The sequence below is a fragment of the Pseudomonas marginalis genome, from assembly GCF_900105325.1.
Taxonomy (GTDB): Bacteria; Pseudomonadota; Gammaproteobacteria; order Pseudomonadales; family Pseudomonadaceae; genus Aquipseudomonas; species Aquipseudomonas marginalis.
On sequence record NZ_FNSU01000001.1, the window covers coordinates 1,081,931 to 1,104,298 of the forward strand.

General features: G+C 60.9%; 19 protein-coding genes and 2 pseudogenes. 10 read left to right on the forward strand and 11 right to left on the reverse strand.

Going from position 1 to position 22,368, the window contains the following annotated elements; all coding sequences use genetic code 11:
• Window positions 1–3 precede the first annotated feature (3 nt).
• Window positions 4–570, reverse strand: coding sequence for a CsiV family protein (locus tag BLW22_RS05260; protein ID WP_065928156.1), 567 nt, complete (start codon window positions 568–570; stop codon window positions 4–6).
• Window positions 571–581: 11 nt separating this feature from the next.
• The gene (gene mfd, locus BLW22_RS05265) at window positions 582–4,031 is read right to left on the reverse strand and encodes a transcription-repair coupling factor (RefSeq protein ID WP_065939340.1); all 3,450 of its coding nucleotides are present in this window, start codon (window positions 4,029–4,031) and stop codon (window positions 582–584) included.
• Between the two features lie 340 nt (window positions 4,032–4,371).
• On the opposite strand from mfd, the gene BLW22_RS05270 reads away from it, so the two are divergent.
• Complete coding sequence (locus tag BLW22_RS05270; RefSeq protein WP_074844503.1) at window positions 4,372–5,835, forward strand: glyceraldehyde-3-phosphate dehydrogenase; 1,464 nt, start codon at window positions 4,372–4,374, stop codon at window positions 5,833–5,835.
• A 337-nt stretch (window positions 5,836–6,172) separates the two neighbouring features.
• On the opposite strand, the gene BLW22_RS05275 is transcribed toward BLW22_RS05270, so the two are convergent.
• Entirely contained in the window at window positions 6,173–6,706 is a 534-nt protein-coding gene (locus BLW22_RS05275; RefSeq protein ID WP_065928154.1) for a chalcone isomerase family protein, read from the reverse strand.
• 234 nt (window positions 6,707–6,940) lie between these two features.
• Between BLW22_RS05275 and sthA the strand changes: the two genes are divergently transcribed.
• Window positions 6,941–8,335: a Si-specific NAD(P)(+) transhydrogenase gene (gene sthA, locus BLW22_RS05280; RefSeq protein ID WP_005786183.1), complete on the forward strand. Its 1,395-nt coding sequence runs from the start codon at window positions 6,941–6,943 to the stop codon at window positions 8,333–8,335.
• A gap of 42 nt (window positions 8,336–8,377) precedes the next feature.
• Here sthA and BLW22_RS05285 read toward each other — a convergent pair whose 3' ends face one another.
• Window positions 8,378–9,100, reverse strand: a complete 723-nt coding sequence (locus BLW22_RS05285) for a glycerophosphodiester phosphodiesterase (RefSeq protein ID WP_027604230.1) — start codon at window positions 9,098–9,100, stop codon at window positions 8,378–8,380.
• A gap of 44 nt (window positions 9,101–9,144) precedes the next feature.
• Window positions 9,145–9,728, reverse strand: a pseudogene (locus tag BLW22_RS05290) (PilZ domain-containing protein).
• Between the two features lie 94 nt (window positions 9,729–9,822).
• Here BLW22_RS05290 and BLW22_RS05295 point away from each other — a divergent pair.
• From BLW22_RS05295 to BLW22_RS05305, 3 genes are read left to right on the forward strand one after another with little or no spacing between them, the layout of a single operon-like run.
• Entirely contained in the window at window positions 9,823–11,073 is a 1,251-nt protein-coding gene (locus tag BLW22_RS05295; protein ID WP_027604228.1) for a lipoprotein-releasing ABC transporter permease subunit, read from the forward strand.
• Between the two features lie 7 nt (window positions 11,074–11,080).
• Entirely contained in the window at window positions 11,081–11,764 is a 684-nt protein-coding gene (gene lolD, locus BLW22_RS05300; RefSeq protein WP_024074097.1) for a lipoprotein-releasing ABC transporter ATP-binding protein LolD, read from the forward strand.
• Between the two features lie 58 nt (window positions 11,765–11,822).
• Window positions 11,823–13,067, forward strand: a complete 1,245-nt coding sequence (locus BLW22_RS05305; RefSeq protein ID WP_065928151.1) for a lipoprotein-releasing ABC transporter permease subunit — start codon at window positions 11,823–11,825, stop codon at window positions 13,065–13,067.
• Between the two features lie 358 nt (window positions 13,068–13,425).
• Here BLW22_RS05305 and BLW22_RS05310 read toward each other — a convergent pair.
• Window positions 13,426–14,780 (reverse strand): annotated as a pseudogene (locus BLW22_RS05310) (heavy metal sensor histidine kinase).
• Window positions 14,777–15,457: a heavy metal response regulator transcription factor gene (locus BLW22_RS05315; RefSeq protein WP_027604224.1), complete on the reverse strand. Its 681-nt coding sequence runs from the start codon at window positions 15,455–15,457 to the stop codon at window positions 14,777–14,779. Before BLW22_RS05315 ends, BLW22_RS05310 begins: the two are co-directional and overlap by 4 nt.
• A gap of 157 nt (window positions 15,458–15,614) precedes the next feature.
• Here BLW22_RS05315 and copI point away from each other — a divergent pair, with 157 nt between their 5' ends.
• The gene (gene copI / locus BLW22_RS05320) at window positions 15,615–16,136 is read left to right on the forward strand and encodes a copper-resistant cuproprotein CopI (protein ID WP_065928149.1); all 522 of its coding nucleotides are present in this window, start codon (window positions 15,615–15,617) and stop codon (window positions 16,134–16,136) included.
• Window positions 16,137–16,203: 67 nt separating this feature from the next.
• On the forward strand, window positions 16,204–17,034 hold the full coding sequence (gene queF, locus BLW22_RS05325) for an NADPH-dependent 7-cyano-7-deazaguanine reductase QueF (protein WP_074844504.1): 831 nt from the start codon (window positions 16,204–16,206) through the stop codon (window positions 17,032–17,034).
• A 63-nt stretch (window positions 17,035–17,097) separates the two neighbouring features.
• Here queF and BLW22_RS05330 read toward each other — a convergent pair whose 3' ends face one another.
• Window positions 17,098–17,364, reverse strand: coding sequence for a DUF4404 family protein (locus tag BLW22_RS05330; RefSeq protein ID WP_065928147.1), 267 nt, complete (start codon window positions 17,362–17,364; stop codon window positions 17,098–17,100).
• 110 nt (window positions 17,365–17,474) lie between these two features.
• Window positions 17,475–18,083, reverse strand: a complete 609-nt coding sequence (locus BLW22_RS05335) for an HAD superfamily inactivated hydrolase PcrP (RefSeq protein WP_065928146.1) — start codon at window positions 18,081–18,083, stop codon at window positions 17,475–17,477.
• Between the two features lie 194 nt (window positions 18,084–18,277).
• Between BLW22_RS05335 and BLW22_RS05340 the strand changes: the two genes are divergently transcribed.
• Window positions 18,278–18,967, forward strand: a complete 690-nt coding sequence (locus BLW22_RS05340; RefSeq protein WP_027604219.1) for an MlaA family lipoprotein — start codon at window positions 18,278–18,280, stop codon at window positions 18,965–18,967.
• 62 nt (window positions 18,968–19,029) lie between these two features.
• On the opposite strand, the gene BLW22_RS05345 is transcribed toward BLW22_RS05340, so the two are convergent.
• Window positions 19,030–19,326 (reverse strand): PilZ domain-containing protein, encoded by a 297-nt coding sequence (locus BLW22_RS05345; RefSeq protein WP_065947405.1) that lies wholly within the window; start codon window positions 19,324–19,326, stop codon window positions 19,030–19,032.
• A gap of 276 nt (window positions 19,327–19,602) precedes the next feature.
• Between BLW22_RS05345 and rssB the strand changes: the two genes are divergently transcribed.
• Together rssB and rssC are read left to right on the forward strand one after the other, a co-directional pair.
• Window positions 19,603–20,784: a two-component system response regulator RssB gene (gene rssB, locus BLW22_RS05355; protein ID WP_027604216.1), complete on the forward strand. Its 1,182-nt coding sequence runs from the start codon at window positions 19,603–19,605 to the stop codon at window positions 20,782–20,784.
• Entirely contained in the window at window positions 20,784–21,266 is a 483-nt protein-coding gene (gene rssC, locus BLW22_RS05360) for an anti-sigma factor antagonist RssC (RefSeq protein WP_010212025.1), read from the forward strand. The genes rssB and rssC overlap by 1 nt, the downstream gene beginning before the upstream one ends.
• Before the next feature lie 88 nt (window positions 21,267–21,354).
• Here rssC and tal read toward each other — a convergent pair whose 3' ends face one another.
• Complete coding sequence (gene tal / locus BLW22_RS05365; RefSeq protein WP_065928144.1) at window positions 21,355–22,281, reverse strand: transaldolase; 927 nt, start codon at window positions 22,279–22,281, stop codon at window positions 21,355–21,357.
• Window positions 22,282–22,368 lie beyond the last annotated feature (87 nt).

Sequence of the window (22,368 nt, forward strand, 5' to 3'; positions counted from 1 at the left end):
GGATCAGTCCTGAATGTCGGGCGGGGGTGCGCTGGGTGGCTTGGCGGTCAGCGAAGTGATCTTGATCAGCAGTGCCAGATGGCCGCCATCCAGGTAGTTGAGCTGGTTGTTCTTGGTGCGCACGTCTTTCTGGCTCAGGTGTTCGCTGGCCACCACGCTGCCGTTGCTGTCGAACGTGTTGAGCCAGAAGTCCGCATCGATATCCGTGAAACGCCCCAGTTGCAGGCTTAACACGCCCTCGATGGGGAACTGGCCGAACTGCTCCTGGCCGTCGGTGATCGCGATCCTGACCGGCTGCTCGCCGAGGTTCTGTTCCCAGGCCTTGTGCGCCAGCACGGTGAAGCTGTTATCGGCGTTGAGTTTGTCGACGATATTGTTCAGGCGCGGCGGGCTCAGCCTGTCGCCCAACCGCTGCGCGCCCGCATCCCAGTTTTCCGGCGCCGCGCGGCTGTTGAGCGCCGGCTCCGCGTTCTGGCGTACCAGGATCATTTCCACCTGGTACGGACTGTCGGCAAATGCCGAAGGCGCGAGTACCACCAACAACAGGCTCAGAATGCGGAACAGGCGCATTGGGGCGTCCTTCAAGCAGATTTCGGGATGAGGCGCTCGAACAACGCCTCCAATGTATTAAAGCGTTCTTCGGCACGTTCCATCGGCACCATGAACTTGAACAGCGTAGCCCCTTCGAACTTGTAGCGATTGGGCTGGCCCTGGATCAGCTTGATCAGCACCAGTGGGTCCACCGGTGTCTGCGCTTCGAACTCGATACGCCCGCCTTGCGGCCCGGCGTCGACTTTCTTGATCCCAAGCTGCTCGGCCTGCAATTTGAGCAGGGTCAGGCGCACCAGGTTCTTGGTCGGCTCGGGCAGCAGGCCGAAGCGGTCGATCATCTCCACCTGCAGGTCCTTGAGGCCCTCTTCGTCGGTGGCCGAGGCGATGCGCTTGTACAGGATCAACCGTGCATGCACATCCGGCAGGTAGTCTTCGGGGATCAACGCCGGCAAGCGCAGGTTGATTTCCGGACCGCCGCCCAGGGGCTGGTCGAGGTTTGGCTGCTCGCCCTTGCGGATGGCTTTCACCGCGCGTTCGAGCATCTCCATATACAGGGTGAAGCCGACGGCCTGGATCTGCCCGCTCTGGCCATCGCCCAGCAGTTCGCCGGCACCGCGGATTTCCAGGTCGTTGGTGGCCAGCACAAAACCGGCGCCCAGGTCCTGGGTGTTGGCGATCGCTTCCAGGCGCTTTTCGGCGTCCCCGGTGATCTGCTGGCGGGGCGGCGTCAGCAGGTAGGCATACGCCTGGTGGTGACTGCGCCCAACCCGGCCGCGCAGCTGATGCAGCTGGGCCAGGCCGAACTTGTCCGCCCGCTCGATGATGATGGTGTTGGCGCTAGGCACGTCGATGCCGGTCTCGATGATGGTCGAGGCGATCAGCACGTTGAAGCGCTTGTGATAGAAGTCGCTCATCACCTGTTCGAGATCGCGTTCGCGCATCTGCCCGTGGCCGATGGCGATGCGTGCTTCCGGCACCAGTTCGGCGAGGTCGGCGGCGCATTTCTCGATGGTTTTTACGTCGTTGTGCAGGTAGTACACCTGGCCGCCGCGCAGCAATTCGCGCAGCAGCGCTTCCTTGACTGTGCTTTTGTTCTGCTCCATCACGAACGTGCGCACCGACAGGCGCCGCGCCGGCGGCGTGGCGATGATCGACAGGTCGCGCATGCCCGACACCGCCATGTTCAGCGTGCGCGGAATCGGCGTGGCGGTGAGGGTAAGAATGTCGACTTCACTGCGCAGGGCCTTGAGCTGTTCTTTCTGACGCACACCGAAGCGGTGTTCTTCGTCGATGATCACCAGGCCCAGGTTCTTGATCTTTACATCGTCCGACAGCAGCTTGTGCGTGCCGATCACGATGTCGATCTTGCCTTCGGCGAGGTCGGCGACGGCGGCATTCACTTCCTTGGCGGACTTGAAGCGGCTCATCACTTCCACGGTCACCGGCCAGTCGGCAAAGCGGTCGCGGAAGCTGTTGTAGTGTTGTTGGGCGAGCAGGGTAGTCGGCACCAGGATCGCCACTTGCTTGCCGCCGTGTACCGCAATAAAGGCCGCGCGCATGGCCACTTCGGTCTTGCCGAAGCCCACGTCGCCGCACACCAGGCGGTCCATCGGCTTGGGCGCGAGCATGTCGGCGCGCACCGCTTCGATGGTGGTTTGCTGGTCCGGGGTTTCTTCGAAGGCGAAGCCGGCACTGAAGGTGGCGTAGTCGGCTTTCGGGTCGGCGAAGGCATACCCTTCGCGCGCCGCACGACGGGCATAGATGTCGAGCAGTTCGGCGGCGACATCGCGCACCTGTTCGGCGGCCTTGCGCTTGGCTTTCTGCCAGGTCTCGGAGCCCAGGCGGTGCAACGGCGCCAGGGCGTCGTCGCTGCCGGTGTAGCGGGCGATCAGGTGCAGGTTGGCCACCGGCACGTAGAGCTTGGCGCCCTCGGCGTATTCCATGGTGAGGAATTCGGCGGCCTGGTTGTCGATCTCCAGGGTCTGCAGGCCCAGGTAGCGGCCGACACCGTGGTCGATATGCACCACCGGCGCGCCTTCGCGCAGTTCCGTGAGGTTTTTGATCACCGCATCGTTGTTGGCGTCGGCGCGTTTTTCACGGCGGCGACGCTGCATCACGCGCTGGCCGAACAGCGGGCTTTCGGCGATCAGCGCGAGCGCCGGGTCATCCAGCAGCAGGCCTTCGTCCAGTGGCGCGATGGTGATCGCCAGGCGCTCTTTGCCGGCGACAAAATCCGGCCAGCTGTCGACGGTTTTCGGCCGCAGCTTCAGGCGTTCCAGCAGCTCCAGCAGCACTTCACGGCGCCCGGCGGACTCGGCGGTGAACAGCACGCGGCCGGGGAAGTCGCCGAGGAAGTTCGAGAGTGCTTCCAGGGGTTGCGTGGCTTTGGCCTGGATCGCCAGGTCCGGCAGCGTCGCCGCCGGGAAACGCTCGCGACCGCTGCCGGTATCCACATCCTGTTGGCTGGCGACCACGCGCGGCCAGTTTTTCAGGCGGGCGAAGCAGTCTTCCACCGGCAGGAACAATTCGGCAGGCGGCAATAAAGGCCGGGAAGGATCGACGCGGCGCTCTTCATAGCGGTTGCGCACGTCGTTCCAGAAGTTTTCCGCCGCCTGTTCGATGCCCGGCAACGAGAACACCTGGGTGTCCTGGGGCAGGTAGTCGAACAGGGTCGAGGTTTCGTCGAAGAACAGCGGCAGGTAGTACTCGATACCGGCCGGGGTAATCCCGCTGCTCAAGTCCTGGAAGATCGGGCAGCGGCGGAAGTCCACATCAAAGCGTTCACGGAAGCGCGCCTTGAAGCGCGTGACCGCGTCCTTTTGCAGCGGGAACTCCCGCGCCGGCAGCAGCTTGATCGACTCGACCTTGTCGATGGACCGCTGGTTTTCCGGATCGAAGGTGCGCAGGGTCTCGATTTCGTCATCGAACAGGTCGATGCGGTACGGCAACTTGCTGCCCATGGGGAACAGGTCGATCAGCGCACCACGCACGGCGAATTCACCGTGCTCATACACCGTGTCGACACAGCGGTAGCCGCTGGCTTCGAGGCGCGTGCGCATCTGTTCCACGTCGAGTTTCTGGCCGATATCCAGCACCAGGCTGCTGCCCAGCAGGAACTTGGTCGGCGCCAGGCGGTGCAGGGCGGTGGTGATCGGCACCACCAATACACCGTGGGCCAGTTCCGGCAGGCGGTACAGGCTGGCGATGCGCTGGGAGATGATGTCCTGGTGCGGCGAGAACAGGTCGTAGGGCAGGGTTTCCCAGTCGGGAAAATGCAGCACCGGCAAATCGGGGGCGAAGAAGCTCAGCTCCTGCTCCAACCGTTCGGCGCTTTGGCTGTCGGCGGTAAGCAGCAGGGTAAAGCGCTTGGCTGCGCTGGCAGCCTCGGCAATGGCCAGGCTCAGGGCGGCACCGGGCAGGTTGCCCCAGTGCTGTTTACCTGCCGCGGCAGGGAGAAGCGGTAGACGCAGAACGGGCACGGAAGGTTGAGCTCCAAGCGTTGCGACAAAGTCGGTAATTGTAACGGCCCGAGGTGCCGCCTGTCAGTTGCTGACTGAGCCTATTACGGTTTGTAGGAAATGTAGTGGCTAAGACAAACAAAGCAGCCTTTTGACTCATTATGTAGTGCCGTTTTGCACGGATGTTTCGGAGAGTTACGGACAAGTTGGCGGCACTGCGCCATTGGTGGCCTTCTGAAACCCGCGTGTTTCCTGGCCTGTAGCGGGGTGGTATTTTTTTGCAAGGGCTTTTTGTTGTGGTTGGCGCATTGCTCAACGGGCGGTCGGACGACATAATGTAGCCCCTTTTTTCAGCCCCTACATGTGGAAGGTTCCCGTGACTCAGAAGCCCGACCAGTGTCTTGGTGAATGGATCGACCGTGAAGCACTCGCAGAAGCGATGATCCCGCTTATCGGTCAGCTGTACCGCAATAACAATGTGGTGAGCTCGATCTATGGCCGCAGCCTGATCAACCAATCAGTCATCGCGATTCTCAAGGCGCATCGCTTTGCTCGCCATCGTTCCGCCGACGACAGCGAACTCTCCGTCCACGAAACATTCCCCCTGCTCAAGGCCATGAGCGAGCTCAAGCTCGGCGCGGCTTCGGTAGACCTGGGCAAGCTGGCCTACAAATTCCGCAAGGAAGGTGCCGGCCGCAGCGCCGAGCAGTTCGTGCGTGAAGAAATGGCCGATGTGGTGGGCCAGCAAAACGCCGCTGCCCGCAAAGGCACCGACGTTGTCCTGTACGGTTTCGGTCGTATCGGCCGCCTGCTGGCGCGCATCCTGATCGAAAAAACCGGTGGCGGCGACGGCCTGCGCCTGCGTGCCATCGTGGTGCGCAAAGGCGCCGAGAACGACTTGACCAAACGCGCCAGCCTGCTGCGTCGCGATTCGGTACACGGTTCGTTCAACGGCACCATCACCATCGACGAAGAAAACAACACCATCACCGCCAACGGTAACCTGATCCAGGTGATCTACGCGAAGAACCCGACCGAGGTGGATTACACCCAGTACGGCATCAAGGACGCCCTGCTGGTGGACAACACCGGCGTATGGCGTGATGCCGAAGGCCTGGGCCAGCACCTGGCCTGCCCGGGTATCGACCGCGTCGTGCTGACCGCGCCTGGCAAAGGCAAGCTCAAGAACATCGTGCACGGCATCAACCACGGTGAAATCACCGCTGACGACAAGATCGTGTCCGCCGCCTCCTGCACCACCAACGCCATCGTGCCGGTGCTCAAGGCTGTGAATGACAAGTTCGGCATCGTCAACGGCCACGTTGAAACCGTTCACTCGTACACCAACGACCAGAACCTGATCGACAACTTCCACAAGGGCGATCGCCGTGGCCGCAGCGCCGCGCTGAACATGGTCATCACCGAGACCGGTGCCGCCACCGCCGCTGCCAAGGCCTTGCCTGAGCTGGCCGGCAAGCTGACCGGTAACGCGATCCGTGTGCCGACGCCGAACGTGTCGATGGCCATTCTCAACCTGAACCTTGAGAAAGCCGCTACCCGTGAAGAGATGAACGAGTACCTGCGCTACATGGCGCTGCACTCCGACCTGCATAAGCAAATCGACTTCGTCAATTCCCAGGAAGTGGTGTCCACCGACTTCGTTGGCTCGCGCCACGCCGGTGTGGTGGACGCGGAAGCGACCATCAGCCAGGACAACCGCGTTGTGCTGTACGTCTGGTACGACAACGAGTTCGGCTACAGCTGCCAGGTGGTTCGCGTGATGGAAGACATGGCCGGGGTCAATCCGCCTGCGTTCCCGCGCTAAGCCTTAGCACTGAATGAAAAAGCCCCGACTGGTTCGGGGCTTTTTCATGGCAGCGGGTTTTGTGTTGTCGAGCTGGGCCTCATCGGCAGCAGGCTCCCTCCCACATTTGAATGTATTCACAAGTCGACATGTGGGAGGGGGCTAATGCCAGTCAGTTAAGGCTTTTTGTAGGAGCGAGCTTGCTCGCGAAAAACTCACAGGCGCCGCGTTCATTCAGGAAGCACGCGTTATCGTTGGCGTTTTTCGCGAGCAAGCTCGCTCCTACAGGAGGCGATGTACGCTTAACTGACTGGCATTAGGGCTTGCCCCCGATAGCGATCGTTCAGAGGATGCATACTCATTTCAGCAGTTTGCCGCGCAAATCATCGGACAAACCCTTGGGCGCCAGCCAAATACCCAGGTAGGCCCTTGCCAGCGCGTCATTGCGGCTGCTGAATACCACCTGCCCATTGATCTCCAGATTCAGGCCACGGCCGGGGCGAAAGTCCAGGGCGTAGCGATCACCGCTGCGGATGTTACGAAAGCTGGCGTGCAACTGGTCGACTTCAATCCTCAGGCGAGGGCTGGCTTGCTGGCGCTCCAAGGTGGCCGTCGCCGCCTTGATCACATCGTTGCGGTCGATGTCGCGAAAGTAATACAGCACAAGGCGCAGCGGCTGTTGCGAGTCCCATGCCTGCCTGGCGCTCACAGTCTGCGGGGCATACAGCGCAGCCGCGTACACATCCGCCCAGAGGTAGGTGAACACCGTCTGGTTTTTCAGCGCCAGTCCATGGGCTTGCGCAGGAAAATCGGCTTGCCGGAGCCGGTCTGCCTCACTTGCATGCACCACAACCGAAAAAATCATCATTAAACAGAAAACGACATGCCGCATAATGGCCCGTCCTGCAAAGGTGCGTGTCAGCAGTGTAATGCCCGTTTCCTGTTCCTGTAGTAAAGGCAAAACTGGCCTACGACGCGACCAAGGGTTAATGTGCGCGGCGTTGAGCCTTATATAGACTGTGCCCCGGTTCACACACTTGAGCCAAATTGTCCTTCATGACCGCTGGCCGCGGCATGATTTAGCCAGGCGTCCAACCGTGCGCCTGGCCTGTTCTGAGGAGTACGCATGGCTGTCTACAACTACGACGTGGTGGTACTGGGTTCCGGCCCGGCTGGAGAAGGTGCGGCGATGAACGCCGCGAAGGCAGGGCGCAAGGTGGCGATGGTCGATAGCCGTCGCCAGGTCGGCGGTAACTGCACCCACCTGGGTACCATCCCGTCCAAGGCTTTGCGTCACTCGGTGCGCCAGATCATGCAGTTCAACACCAACCCGATGTTCCGGGCCATTGGTGAGCCGCGCTGGTTCTCGTTCCCGGACGTGTTGAAAAGCGCCGAGAAGGTCATCTCCAAGCAAGTCGCTTCGCGCACCGGCTACTACGCCCGTAACCGTGTCGACCTGTTCTTCGGCACCGGCAGCTTCGCCGACGAGCAAACCGTCGAAGTGGTGTGCGCCAACGGCGTGGTCGAGAAGCTGGTGGCCAAGCACATCATCATCGCCACCGGTTCGCGCCCGTATCGCCCGGCGGACATCGATTTCCACCACCCGCGTATCTACGATAGCGACACCATCCTCAGCCTGGGCCATACCCCGCGCAAGTTGATCATCTACGGCGCCGGCGTGATCGGCTGTGAATACGCCTCGATCTTCAGCGGCCTGGGCGTGCTGGTGGAGCTGGTGGACAACCGCGACCAGTTGCTGAGCTTCCTCGACTCGGAAATTTCCCAGGCGTTGAGCTACCACTTCAGCAACAACAACATCACCGTGCGTCACAACGAAGAATACGAGCGGGTCGAAGGCCTGGACAACGGCGTGATCCTGCACCTCAAGTCCGGCAAGAAGATCAAGGCCGATGCCTTGCTGTGGTGCAACGGCCGTACCGGCAACACCGACAAGCTCGGCATGGAAAACATCGGGGTCAAGGTCAACAGCCGTGGCCAGATCGAAGTGGACGAGAACTATCGCACCTGCGTGACCAACATCTACGGTGCCGGTGACGTGATAGGCTGGCCAAGCCTGGCCAGTGCGGCGCATGACCAGGGCCGTTCGGCCGCCGGCAGCATTGTCGACAACGGCAGCTGGCGTTATGTGAACGACGTGCCGACCGGGATCTACACGATTCCCGAGATCAGCTCGATCGGCAAGAACGAGCACGAACTGACCAAGGCCAAGGTGCCTTACGAAGTGGGCAAGGCGTTCTTCAAGAGCATGGCGCGTGCACAGATCGCCGGTGAGCCGCAAGGCATGCTCAAGATCCTGTTCCACCGCGAAACCCTGGAAGTCCTCGGCGTGCATTGCTTCGGCTACCAGGCTTCGGAGATCGTGCACATCGGCCAGGCGATCATGAACCAGCCGGGTGAGCAAAATACCCTCAAGTATTTCGTCAACACCACGTTCAACTACCCGACCATGGCCGAAGCCTATCGGGTAGCGGCCTACGACGGCCTCAACCGGCTTTTTTGAGCGGCTCCGGCCGGTGGCCTGAGCCGGCCGGGGAGACCGATTTCAGTAATTCTCGAGGGTGGCAGTGGCCAAACCGGGAAAGTCTGTAATCAGGCTATCTACGCCGAAGTCGGCGAGCCTGCGCATCAGCGCAGGTTCGTTGACTGTCCACACGGACACGTGCAGGCCCTGGCGCTGGGCTTTTTCCAGGCGTTCGGGGGTGCACAACGTCCAGTTCAACGCCAGCATCTCACAGCCGTAGTTTTGCGCGACCTTCAGCGGGTCGAGCCACGCATATTCGGCGACCAGCCCGCGTGACAGGTCGGGGGTGAGTTCAACCGCCGCCTTCAACACTTCCCGCGAGCTTGAGGTCACGGTGACCTTGTCCATCAGGCCGAAACGCACGGCCATCTCACGAATGGCCAGCACGGTGGTCGCGGCGCGGGTGCGCGAGGCGCTTTTGACTTCCAGTTGCCAGTGATCGAAGTCGCACTGTTCGAACAGCTCTTCCAGGCGCGGAATCGGGCAAGGCTTGACCCAGCCCGGGCCGCCTTTGCGCGCGTCCATCTTCACCAGGTCTGCCGCCGAATACTCGACGACTTTGCCGCGCCGGTCGGTGGTGCGCTTGAGGGTCGGGTCGTGGATGACCATCAGTTCGCCGTCCATGGACAGGTGCAAATCCAGTTCGCAGCGGCGTACACCGTGCTTGAGACACGCCTGGAAGCTGGTCAGGGTGTTTTCCGGTGCTTCGCCTTTGGCACCGCGGTGGCCGTAGATCAGGGTCACAGTTGCTCCTTTACGCCAGGTTGTCTGGCAGGGTAAATACGAATTCAGGTGTCTTGGGCGTCGCTCTGTTCCCGTGCCAGGCGCCGTTCCTGCGCCTGTTTCTGCAGGATGTAGCGCGCCAGGAGCTGGCGTTGGGCATCGGTCATGGCTTCGAATTCCGTGCCGACGTCGAAGCCTGTGCCCTTGGAATCGCAATGGGTGACCCGCGCGCGCAGCAGCAGGCCGAGCGCCTGGGGCATCAGCACCAGCTTGACCGCCAGGTGCGCACCCACCGTCAGGGGGAGGGGTGTTGGAAATCGATGCCGCCTTCGGAAATGATCACCGGCTGCGGGGCGCCGACCTCATCCAGCAGGCCGCGGGCCATGATTTGGCTGAGCAAATCCAGGCGTTTGTTCTGCACGCGGAGAAAGGCGACGAGGGTGCGATCCTTCTCGCTGAGCTGGCGCAGCAGGTGCTGGGCTTCAAATTCGCTCAGGTGCAGTTCACTGAGCAGATTGAACAGCGGTGAATCATCCAGCAACACTTCCTTGCTCGCCGCTTCGGGGGCAGACAGGCTTTTGATTTGGAGTGCGATCATGTCGTCGATACGGTAGTATTCGCGGCGCTCTTCTTCATCTAATGTCGACATGGCGAACCCCAGGTAACGGTAATGGTCTGAGTGTAAAGCTGCTTACCAGACCCCGCCACCGGGACGTCTTCTTTTCCTCCGAACAAGCCCCGACATGTTCAGACCTCTCTTCGTATTTATTGGCACGCGTTATACCCGTGCAAAGCGTCGCAATCATTTTGTGTCGTTCATTTCCTTGACCTCGATGATCGGTCTCGCCCTTGGTGTGGTCGTGATGATCGTGGTGCTGTCGGTGATGAACGGCTTCGATCATGAAATGCGCACCCGCGTGCTGGGCATGGTGCCCCACGCGACCATCGAGGGCGATGCGCCCATCAGCGACTGGCAAAGCCTGGCCGCCAAGGTCAAGCAGAACCCCAAGGTAGTGGCCGTGGCGCCGTTTACCCAGATGCAGGGGCTGCTGACCAACGACGGCAAGGTGCAGAAAATCCTGCTCAATGCCATCGATCCGGCCCAGGAACGCAACGTCTCGATCATCGACAAGTTCATGTTGCAGGGCAAGCTCGACGATCTGGCCCCCGGCAGTTTTGGCATTGTCATCGGTGACAAGGCGGCGGCCAAGCTCGGCGTAGGCATCGGCGACAAACTGACCTTCGTCGCGCCGGAAGTCACCGTGACGCCGGCCGGCATGTTCCCGCGCATGAAGCGCTTTACCGTGGTCGGCACCTTCCACGTCGGCGCCGGCGAGATCGACGGCTACCTCGGCCTGACCAACCTCACCGACCTGGCCCGCCTGCATCGCTGGCAGCCGGACCAGGTGCAAGGCCTGCGCCTGAAGTTCAACGACCTGTTCGATGCCCCGCGTGGCGCCTGGGAAATCGCCCAGCACCTGGGTGAAAGCCAGTACTACGCCCGCGACTGGACCCGCACCCACGGCAACCTGTACCAGGCCATCCGCATGGAAAAAGCCATGATCGGCCTGCTGTTGCTGCTGATCGTCGCGGTCGCGGCCTTCAACATCATCTCCACGCTGGTGATGGTGGTGAATGACAAGAAGGGCGACATCGCCATCCTGCGCACCCTCGGCGCCACGCCGGGGCAGATCATGGCGATCTTCATGGTGCAGGGCACCGTGATCGGCGTGGTCGGCACCTTGATCGGCACTGCGGTAGGCATTTTGGCCGCGCTGAACGTCAGTGCCGCCATCGCCTTGCTTGAAAAGGTGATCGGCCACAAGTTCCTCAACGCCGACGTCTACTTCATCGATTACCTGCCGTCCCAGGTGCAAGCCCAGGACGTGCTGATGGTGGGCGGCGCCGCGTTGGTCCTGAGTTTCCTTGCCACCCTGTATCCAGCCTGGCGCGCGGCACGTACCCAGCCAGCACAGGCCTTACGTTATGAGTGAATCGGGCATGAGTGAAAAAGCAATCCTGAGCTGCCGCAACCTGGGCAAATCCTACGAGGAAGGCCCGGAGTCGGTCGTGGTGCTGTCCAACCTGCAACTGGAACTGCATCCCGGCGAGCGCGTGGCGATCGTCGGCAGTTCCGGTTCCGGCAAAAGTACCTTGCTCAACCTGTTGGGCGGCCTCGATACGCCGTCCCAGGGCAGCGTATGGCTGGCCGGTGAAGAACTGTCGGCCCTGAATGAAAAGGCCCGTGGCCAGTTGCGCAACCGCTCGTTGGGCTTTGTGTACCAGTTCCACCACCTGTTGCCGGAATTCACCGCCCTGGAAAACGTGTGCATGCCGCTGTTGATCGGCAAGACCGCGATCCCGGAAGCGCGCCAGCGTGCCAAGGCGTTGCTCGAGCGCGTCGGCCTCGGCCATCGCCTGGAACACAAGCCGGCCGAACTGTCCGGCGGTGAGCGCCAGCGTGTGGCGATTGCCCGTGCCCTGGTGAACAACCCGGGCCTGGTGATGCTCGACGAGCCCACCGGCAACCTCGACTCCCACACCGCCCAGGGCATCAAGGACTTGATGCTGGAACTGAGCACCCAGATGCGCACCGCGTTCCTGGTGGTGACCCATGACATGAGCATGGCCCGCCAGATGGACCGCGTGCTGCACCTGCAGGAAGGTCATCTGGTCGCCATCTGACCTGTTTCAAGCCCGGTGCCTGACGCCGGGTTTTCTATTTTTCCAACGGTGCCCGCGAATGTTCAGACCGTTATCGATTTTCATCGGCACGCGCTATACCCGCGCCAAGCGCCGCAACCGTTTTGTTTCGTTCATCTCGATGACCTCGATGATTGGCCTCGCCCTGGGCGTGCTGGCGATGATCGTGGTGCTGTCGGTGATGAACGGCTTCCAGCGTGAAATGAGCTCGCGCATCCTTGGCATGGTGCCCCACGCCACTATCGTCGGGGTGAACCCGATCGACGATTGGCAGCCGCTGGCCGCTGCGGCGATGAAAAATCCGCAAGTGACTGCCGCCGTACCGTTCACGCAGATGGACGGCATGTTCTCCTACAAGGGCGCGATGCAGCCGATTGAGATCAGCGGTGTTGACCCGGCCCAGGAAGGCAAGGTGTCGATCGTGGCCCAGCATATCGTGCAGGGCAAACTGGAAGACCTGAAGCCCGGTGAGTTCGGCGTGGTGGTCGGCGAAATCACCGCCCGGCGTTTTCGCCTGAATGTGGGCGACAAATTGACCCTGATCGTCCCGGAGATCAGCAGTGCACCCGGTGGTATCACCCCGCGCATGCAGCGTCTGAACGTAGTGGGTATCTTCAAGGTCGGCGCCGAGCTGGATGGCTCCATGGCCTTGATCCACATGGCTGACGCCGCCGAGATACAGCATTGGCAGCCGAACCAGGTGCAGAGCGTGCGCCTGGCGTTGAAAGACCTGTACGCAGCGCCCAAGGTCTCGGCGGACATCGCTGCCAGCCTCGGCAGCGGCTACAAGCCCGATGACTGGACCCACACCCAGGGCAGCTTGTTCAGCGCGATGAAGATGGAAAAGACCATGATCGGCCTGTTGTTGCTGATGATCGTCGCCGTCGCGGCGTTCAACATCATCGCCACGCTGATCATGGTGGTGAACGACAAGGGTGCGGACATCGCGATCCTGCGTACCATCGGCGCCACGCCACGGCAGATCATGGCGATCTTCATGGTGCAGGGCACGGTGATCGGCATTGTCGGCACCTTGATCGGCGGTGTGCTGGGGGTGATTGCGGCGCTGAACGTGAGTGAGCTGGTGGGCTGGCTGGAACGGGTGAGCGGGCAGCATATCTTCAGTTCGGATGTGTACTTCGTCAGCAACCTGCCTTCCGAGCTGCAAAGTGGCGATGTGGTGCTGATTTGTACGGCCGGGTTTGTGTTGAGCTTCCTGGCGACGATTTACCCGGCGTATCGGGCGGCGAAGATTGAGCCGGCGCATGCCCTTAGGTATTCGTAGTCTTTAAGACCGCTATCGGGGGCAAGCCCCTCCCACATGTGAATGTATTCACGGATCAAAGTGTGGGAGGGGGCTTGCCCCCGATAGGCATGAGTATCTACACAACTTCCAGTGAATATGGAATCTATGGCAATTAGGCTTCTGTGGTGAGCGGGCTTGTCGAATCGTCGCACCGCCCGCGCTGGGTTGCGAAGCAGCCCCAAAACCTTCACCTCGATTGATTCTGGCACTCTGCGGTGACCTTATTGGGGCCGCTTCGCAGCCCAGCGCGGGGCAAGCCCGCTCACCACAGAGTTATGTGTCAGCCTTTAAGAGTTGTGTAGATACCTATGCCCCGATAGGGCCGGCCCGGCTTGCATCAATTTCCCCTGGGCAACTCAATCACAAACCTTGTCCACCCCGCCGCGGATTCACAAAAAATCCTCCCCCATGGGCTCGCACAATCGACTGGGTAATCGCCAATCCCAGCCCCGCATGCTCGCTGCTGCCCTCATGGCGCGCCGGGTCGGCTCGGTAGAACCGGTCGAACAGCCTCGGCAACACGTGCGCTGGAATACCTTCCCCGCTGTTTTCTACCGTCAGTGTCACGCCCCGTGCGCCTTCAACCATCCGCACGCGCACTTGGCCGCCGGCCGGGGTGAACCTGAGGGCGTTATCCAGCAGGTTCGACAGGGCCCGGCGCAGCATGCCGCAATCGCCGGCGGTTTGCGCGCCGCCTTCGCGTACCAGCGAGACCTGTGCGTCTTCTGCCAGCAACGCGAAAAACTCCAGCAACGTCTCCACTTCATCCGCCAGTACCAACGGCTCGCGCTTGGGCACCAGCAAGCCGTGGTCCGCCTTGGCCAGGTACAGCATGTCATTCACCAACTGCGCCATCCATTGCAGCTCTTCCAGGTTGCTGTGCAGCGCTTCGCGGTAATCCTCCAGGGGGCGCGGTTGGGTCAGGATGACCTGGGTCTGGGTCAGCAGGTTCGACAGGGGCGTGCGCAGTTCATGGGCAATGTCGGCGGAGAAGGCCGACAGGCGTTGGAAGGCGTCGTCCAATCGCCCGAGCATGGCATTGAAGGCCTGGGCCAATTCGGCCAGTTCCGCCGGCATTTGCTGTTGAGGCAGGCGTTGGGTCAAGGAGTGGGCCGATACACTGGCAGCCACTTCGCCCATGCGCCGCAACGGCCGCAAGCCACTGCGTGCAGCCCAGGCGCCCAGCAGCGCGGTGGCCAGGGCCGACAGGCCGACGGTGAGCCAGATCAAATGTTGCATGCGTTGCAGGAAGTGCTGGTGATGGGTGATGTCGAGCATCAGGGTCAGTTGCGGTGAGGCGGGCTGGCCGGGCCTCAAGGGGGCGTTGTAGACGCGGTAGTCGGTGCCGGCGTTCTGCAGGGTGTGCAGGCCAGGCGCCTCGGGCAGGCTGACGCTTGGCGCATCGTCCAGCCAGCGCTGGCCGGCGGCGGTGATGCGCAATGTCAGATCAGGCTGGCGATTGAGTTCGGCTCGCAGCTGCGCTTCGCGTTGAGCGAATGAGTCCAGTGATTCGACGCCCTGCAAGGTGCTGCGCAGCGCCACCAGCTTGCTGTCGAGTTGCTGTTGGTCCAGCTCAATGAAGTGCGCCTCGCTGGCACGGTTGAACAGCACGCCCGCGAACAACGAGACCACCGCGGTGCACGCCGCAAACAGCAGGGCCAGGCGGCTGGCCAGGGACAGACGCTGGATCAATGGCTGCGCTCCTCCAGCACATAACCCATGCCGCGCACGGTATGGATCAGCTTGGTGGGGAAAGGATCGTCGACTTTCAGGCGCAGGCGCCGGATCGCGACTTCGATGATGTTGGTGTCACTGTCGAAATTCATGTCCCACACCTGGGAGGCAATCAGCGACTTGGGCAGGACTTCGCCCTGGCGGCGCAGCAGCAGTTCCAGCAGGGAGAATTCCTTGGCGGTGAGGTCGATGCGCTGGCCGTCCCGTTCGACGCGGCGGCGGAGCAGGTCCAGGCGCAGGTCGGCCAGTTGCAGGGCGGTTTCCTGCGGCGTGCTGCTGCCACGGCGCAACAGGCTGCGTACCCGCGCCAGCAGTTCGGAGAAGGCAAAGGGCTTGACCAGGTAATCGTCGGCACCCAGTTCCAGGCCGTGCACCCGGTCTTCCACGGCATCCCGGGCGGTCAGAAACAGCACCGGGATCTCCAGGCCGGCACTGCGCACTGCTTGCAGGATTTGCCAACCGTCGCGACCGGGCAGCATCACATCCAGGATCAACAGGTCATAATCGCCGGTCAGCGCCAGGTGCTGGCCGCTGGTGCCGTCGGCCACCAGTTCGGTGGTAAAGCCCGCCTCGGCCAGGCCTTGGCGCAGATAGTGGCCGGTTTTCGGTTGGTCTTCGACGATCAGCAATTTCATGGGCGGCTCTTGGCAACAGTTCACGAGGGGCTTTATACCCTGGGTGCCAGGGGAAGGGCGCAACCTGACAAAGTTGTAATCTAGCAGTCAGCTGGCTGGCAGCGGCGCATTCTTAGAGTGCTGTCCAAGCAGGTTGCACACTTTTTGGAGAATCGAGATGGCATTGCGTACACCCCTGTTGTTGGCGGGCTGCCTGTTGGCGTTGAGTTTCAATGCAATGGCGGATGCGGCCCATACCTACGCGTTCGGCCAGCCGGCACCGGCGGATAAGGCCACACGCACCGTGGAGGTGACGCTGCAGGACATTTCCTTTTCGCCCAAATCCCTGGACGTCAAGGCCGGTGAGACGGTGCGCTTTGTACTGGTCAACAAAGGCCAGTTGCTGCATGAATTCAACCTCGGTGACGCGGCGATGCACGCCGAACACCAGAAGGAAATGCTGCAGATGCAGGCCAGCGGCATGCTCACCTCCACGGGTATGGGCAAGATGGATCACAGCGCCATGGGCCACGGTGAAATGGGCGGCATGAAACACGACGATCCCAACAGCGTGCTGGTGGAACCCGGCAAGACTGCTGAGCTGACCTGGACGTTCACCAAGGCCACCGGCCTGGAGTTTGCCTGCAACCTCCCCGGGCATTACCAGGCGGGCATGGTCGGCAAGCTGACCGTTGAGTAAGGCGTTTCTTAAGGGCGGGGGCAAAGGCTGGTAGACTGGCGCGGTTTATTTAGCCAGGTTTTCCGCCATGCATCCCGCAGCCGAACATTCGCCGCTGGGCAAGTCCAGTGAATACATTTCCACCTACACCCCTTCGTTGCTGTTCCCGATTCCACGCGCCGCCAAGTGGGCCGAGCTGGGCCTGAGCGCCGAGACCCTGCCGTACAAGGGCGTGGACTTCTGGAACTGCTTCGAGTTGTCCTGGCTGCTGCCGTCGGGCAAGCCGGTGGTGGCCATCGGTGAGTTCAGCATCCCGGCCGACTCGCCGAACATCATCGAGTCCAAGTCGTTCAAGCTGTATCTCAACTCGCTCAACCAGACAGCGTTTGCCGATGTGCAAAGCCTGGAAGCGACCCTGCGCACCGACCTCAGCGCCGCCGCCGGCAAGCCTGTTACCGTGCGTATCCGCAGCTTGGCCGACATTGAGGCCGAAGGCGTGATGGCGTTGCCGGGCACGTGTGTTGACGATCTGGATATCAGTGTCAGCAACTACGAACACCCGCGCCCGGAGCTGCTGCGTTGCGATGACTCGCGCATTGTCGAGGAGAGCGTGCACAGCCACCTGCTCAAGTCCAACTGCCCGGTGACCAGCCAGCCCGACTGGGGCAGCGTGGTGGTGGAGTACCGTGGTTCGGCGTTGGATCACGGGAGTTTGCTGGAATACCTGGTGAGCTTTCGCCAGCACTCGGATTTCCATGAACAGTGCGTGGAGCGCATCTTCCTTGACCTGCAGCGTTTGCTGAAGCCGGAAAAGTTGACGGTGTATGCGCGCTATGTGCGGCGCGGCGGGTTGGATATCAACCCTTACCGCAGCACTGAAGATGTGGCGTTCCAGAACGTGCGCCTGGCCCGTCAGTAAACAAAGATGGGAGGGGGCGAGCCCTCTCCTACCTTTTGGTTCTGCGCCTGGCTTGGGCTCGGGTCAGATCCCCATATTGCCCAAGGTGATCATGATATTGCGCAGTGTCCCGGAAATCACCGGGTGCTCAGCGTCGAACTCTATGGCAGCTTGGCTCACATCGTCGGAAATACTCGGCGTCTGAGTGGCCGGTTCAAGTTCAAGTTGCAATTCAAACTTGGCAATCAAGGCTTGCAGCGCTTCACGTTTTTCTTCCGACAGCGGCGGTTCCTGTTCCAGCTGCCCGCGCAGGATCTCGACCTGTTCTTCCAGTTTTTTGCGATCAGGCATGACGTTCTTCCTTTTATCGATAGGCACTGGCATAGACCACGGCACGCCGTGAAAGGTCTACGGACTGACCTGTAGATTAATCCACGGGCGCCGACTGTGCATGATCTCGATCAGGGCTTCTCGCCTTTGAGCTGACGCAGGCTGATGTCGGCCAGGCAGGTGCCGAGTTCACCGAGGTGATCGATCACCGAGTGGACCCCCAGGCCATAGAGCTCAACGGTGGCTTTGCCGCGCTTGTGCTCGCGTTCCTTGTCGCTCAGCGCCTGCCACTGCTCGGGCGCCAGGCCGCACAGCGAACCACAGGAGGCCAGGCCAATGGTCCACAAGCCGGCATTCAGGCCCGATTGCAACAGGCGCGGCTCGCCGCTGACCAGTACGCAACCTTCCAGGCGTTCAATGTTGAGTTCCATCAAGGCTTGCCAGCAGGCATGAGGGGCGGGCCAGCGGATGGAGGAGGGGGATGCGGCCTTGAGCCAGTTGGGCAGTACGGCGGCCAGTGGTGTGGTTACCGACGGCGGCAGTTCATCCAGCCAGGCACAGGGGACGCCTTGTTCCTTGAGGCTGCGCAGGATTTTCAGGGCGCCGGGTGTGGCTTGGGAGTCCGGGGAGGGGGAATCGGTGCGCGCCCGGGAACCAAAGTCCACCAGGCAACCACTCAGGCCAAACAGAACAGCAGTCAAGGCGGGCGCGTTGGCGATGGCTATCTCGGCGTGAGGCATGTCGACATCCCTGAAATAGCTGTGACGCTATCGGGGCAGGATGACAAGCAGATGACAGCGGGGTAATTGTAGGAAAATTGTCCATTTGTGTTAGGACGATTCCTGGCAGCTGCCTAATTGGGTACTTCCGTCATATACTGACGGCCTTATTCAGGGCATAGCGCCCATGACAGACCATTCAAGGAGCAAAAGCTATGCGCTGGAGCCACTACTTCGCTCAGCTATCGGTGTGTGCCACTGTCCTGCTGGCGCCTTTCGCTGCACAGGCTGCATCGGAAGATGATCCATGGGAAAGCGTCAACCGCCCGATCTTCACCTTCAACGACACCGTTGATACCTACGCCCTCAAGCCATTGGCCCAAGGCTATCAGTGGATCACCCCGCAATTTGTCGAAGATGGTATCCATAACTTCTTCCGCAATATCGGTGACGTCGGCAACCTGGCCAACAACGTGCTGCAGCTCAAACCCCACAATGCCGGGGTCGACACTGCGCGCTTGCTGGTTAACACCACGTTCGGCGTGCTGGGCTTTATCGACGTCGGCACCAAAATGGGGCTGCAACGCAGTGATGAAGACTTTGGCCAGACCCTCGGTTACTGGGGCGTGGGCAGCGGTCCCTACGTGATGATCCCGCTGCTGGGCCCGAGCACCTTGCGTGATGCACCGTCCAAATACGTGGACAGCTACACCCAACCGTACCGCTATATGAACGATATCGGCTGGCGCAACAGCACCATGGGCCTGAACATCGTTGACACCCGTGCCAGCCTGCTCGACAGCGAGAAACTGATCACCGGCGACAAGTACACCTTTATCCGCAATGCCTACCTGCAGAACCGCGAGTTCAAGGTCAAGGATGGCAAGGTCGTCGACGACTTTTAAGCTGTGATGTTTTGAAATGAAAAAAAGGCGACCCTGGCGGTCGCCTTTTTTATGCGCGGGTTTCAGCGCATTTTCAGGATCCTAAGCCCGAGTTGTTGCTCGTCGCCCACGGTTTTGGTCCAGACCACTTCCGTGTCAGCCTCCAGGCCCTTGAGCGCCGCGTGCTCTGAATCAATGCGCACGGTGAGCAGGTCTCCCACCGCGAACTGGCGCGGTGCCTGCACCTGCATCCCGGAGCTGGAAAGGTCCACGCAAACGCCGGCAAACTCCTGGCCTTCGTGGAGCAAAGATACTTCGGCATCCACCCGCATGCGGATGAAATCGCGTTTTTCGGCGTAGTCGCGCTCGTGTTCGCCCATCGGTTCCATCCTTACTTTGTGTTGTGGTCTTGGCTGTTCTTATAACTCCCGGTGATTTGCGATGTAAAGACGCCCGGCGACCATCGGCATGAGCTTGAAACCCCCGGCGGATGGGAGTACCGTCTGCGCCTTAGAAGGGCACCTCTGCTTTACAGTTGTGCATGGGAAAAATCCCATTGCGTTGTAGTACAGAGAGGCTAGAAAGCGAATCCAGTACGTGAGCCCGGCCATTGCCGAGCCACCTACGCCAACCTAATTCTGGCGCCGTTTGCCCACATGCAAAAAACCAGTGCCACGCTGCTGATAATCGATGACGACGAAGTAGTGCGCGCGAGCCTTGCGGCCTATTTGGAAGACAGTGGCTTCAGCGTCCTGCAGGCCAGTAATGGCCAACAGGGTCTCCAGGTATTCGAGCGCGACCAGCCCGACCTCGTGATCTGCGACCTGCGCATGCCCCAGATGGGCGGCCTGGAGCTGATTCGCCAGGTGACCGAGCTTGCCCCGCAGACGCCGGTGATTGTCGTGTCCGGTGCCGGCGTCATGAACGATGCCGTCGAGGCCTTGCGTCTGGGAGCTGCCGACTACCTGATCAAGCCCCTCGAAGACCTGGCGGTACTGGAGCACTCTGTGCGCCGCGCCTTGGATCGTGCGCGCCTGCTGGTCGAGAACCAGCGCTACCGCGAAAAGCTCGAAACCGCCAACCGCGAACTCGAAGCCAGCCTTAACCTGCTCCAGGAAGACCAGAACGCCGGTCGCCAGGTGCAGATGAACATGCTGCCGGTCAGCCCCTGGACCATCGACGAATTCCAGTTTGCCCACCAGATCATCCCGTCGCTGTACCTGTCGGGTGATTTTGTCGACTATTTCCGAGTAGACGAGCGGCGTGTCGCGTTCTACCTGGCCGATGTCTCCGGCCATGGTGCTTCCTCTGCTTTTGTCACCGTGTTGTTGAAGTTCATGACCACACGGCTGTTGTTCGAATCCAAGCGCAATGGCACCTTGCCGGAGTTCACCCCCTCCGAGGTGTTGGGTCACATCAACCGTGGCTTGATCAGCTGCAAGCTGGGCAAGCACGTGACGATGGTGGGTGGCGTGATTGATGAAGAAACCGGTCTTTTGACCTACAGCATCGGCGGCCACCTGCCGATGCCTGTTTTATACACTCCCGACAGTGTGCGTTACCTGGAAGGGCGTGGCCTACCCGTAGGCTTGTTCAATGAAGCCACCTACGAAGACCACATCCTGGAGCTGCCGCCGACGTTCAGCCTGACGCTGATGTCCGACGGCATCCTGGACCTTCTTCCAGAGCCTACACTCAAAGAGAAAGAAGCCGCCTTGCCCCAGAAGGTCAAGTCGGCGGGCGGCAGCCTGGATGGCCTGCGGCAGGTTTTTGGATTGGCCACGCTAGGGGAGATGCCGGATGATATCGCCCTATTGGTGTTGAGCAGGAATCTTTGATGAGTACCGGAAGAATCCAATTCGCCGAGCAAGACGGGACCTTCGTCCTGAAGTTTGTCGGTGAAGTGCGCCTGACCTTGTGTTCGGCGCTGGATGCGACGATTGAGCGGATTTTCACGGCGTTGAATTTCTCGGCGATCGTGATCGATCTGACCGAAACCCGCAGCATCGATAGCACCACCCTTGGGCTGTTGGCCAAGTTGTCCATTCTGTCCCGGCAGAAGGTCGGCCTGTTGCCGACCGTCGTCACCACCCACGAAGACATCACCCGTCTGTTGCAGTCCATGGGCTTCGACCAGGTGTTCAACATCGTTGATCGCCCGATCCCGTGCCCGGAATGCCTCACCGACCTGCCGTCCCAGGACCAGTCCGAGGAAATCGTACGGGTCAAGGTGCTGGAAGCGCACAAGATCCTGATGGGCCTCAACGAGTCCAACCGCGAAGCCTTCCACGACCTCGTCAACGCCCTCGAGCGTCACTGATCCCAGGGATCGCCTGCACGTAGGGGACAACAGAGCAAAAAAAGGGCGGTACCCTCACAGGTACCGCCCTTTTTGCCGCCTGCGCCGTTTACAGCTTGGCGGACAACAGTGCCTCAAGCTTCTCCTGGTCCCGGGCAAACTGACGAATCCCCTCCGCCAGCTTCTCAGTCGCCATCGCATCCTCGTTGGACTCCCAACGGAACTGCGCTTCAGTCAGATGCACTCGCGCTTCTCCGGCGTGCCCTGGCGACAACTTGCGTTCCAGCTTGCCGTCATCCGCCGCCAGCTTCTCCAGCAGGTCCGGGCTGATGGTCAGGCGATCACAGCCGGCCAGCTCTTCAATCTGGCTCAGGTTGCGGAAACTCGCACCCATCACCACGGTCTTGTAGTCATTAGCCTTGTAGTAGTTGTAGATGCGTGTCACCGACTGCACGCCGGGATCATCAGCGCCGGTGTAGTCGTTGCCATTGGCTTTCTTGTACCAGTCGTAGATACGGCCTACGAACGGTGAAATCAGGAACACGCCGGCTTCTGCGCACGCCACCGCCTGGGCAAATGAGAACAGCAGGGTCAGGTTGGTCTGGATGCCTTCTTTTTCCAGCTTCTCCGCCGCGCGGATGCCTTCCCAGGTGGACGCGATTTTGATCAGCACGCGGTCACGGCTAACCCCGGCTTTGTCGTACAGGTCGATCAGACGGTGCGCGCGCTTGAGTACGGCATCAGTGTCGAACGACAGGCGGGCATCCACCTCGGTGGAGATGCGTCCTGGCACGACCTTAAGGATCTCCTGGCCCACGGCCACCGCGAAACGGTCGCTGGCCAGGCCGACATCACCGTTGCAATCCTGCACGCACTCATCCAGCAGCTTGGCATAGCCTGGAATCGACGCGGCCTTGAGCAGCAGAGAAGGGTTGGTAGTGGCGTCTTGGGGCTTGAGCTTGGCGAGGGTAGAAAAATCGCCGGTATCGGCTACGACAGTAGTGAATTGCTTGAGTTGTTCCAGCTTGGAAGTCATGGGCGTGCTCTGTCCTATGGGTCTGATGACATTACCCGAGCGCTGGCAGGCGCTCAAGGGCGCAAATGCGTTCGATCGTTTGCGAGG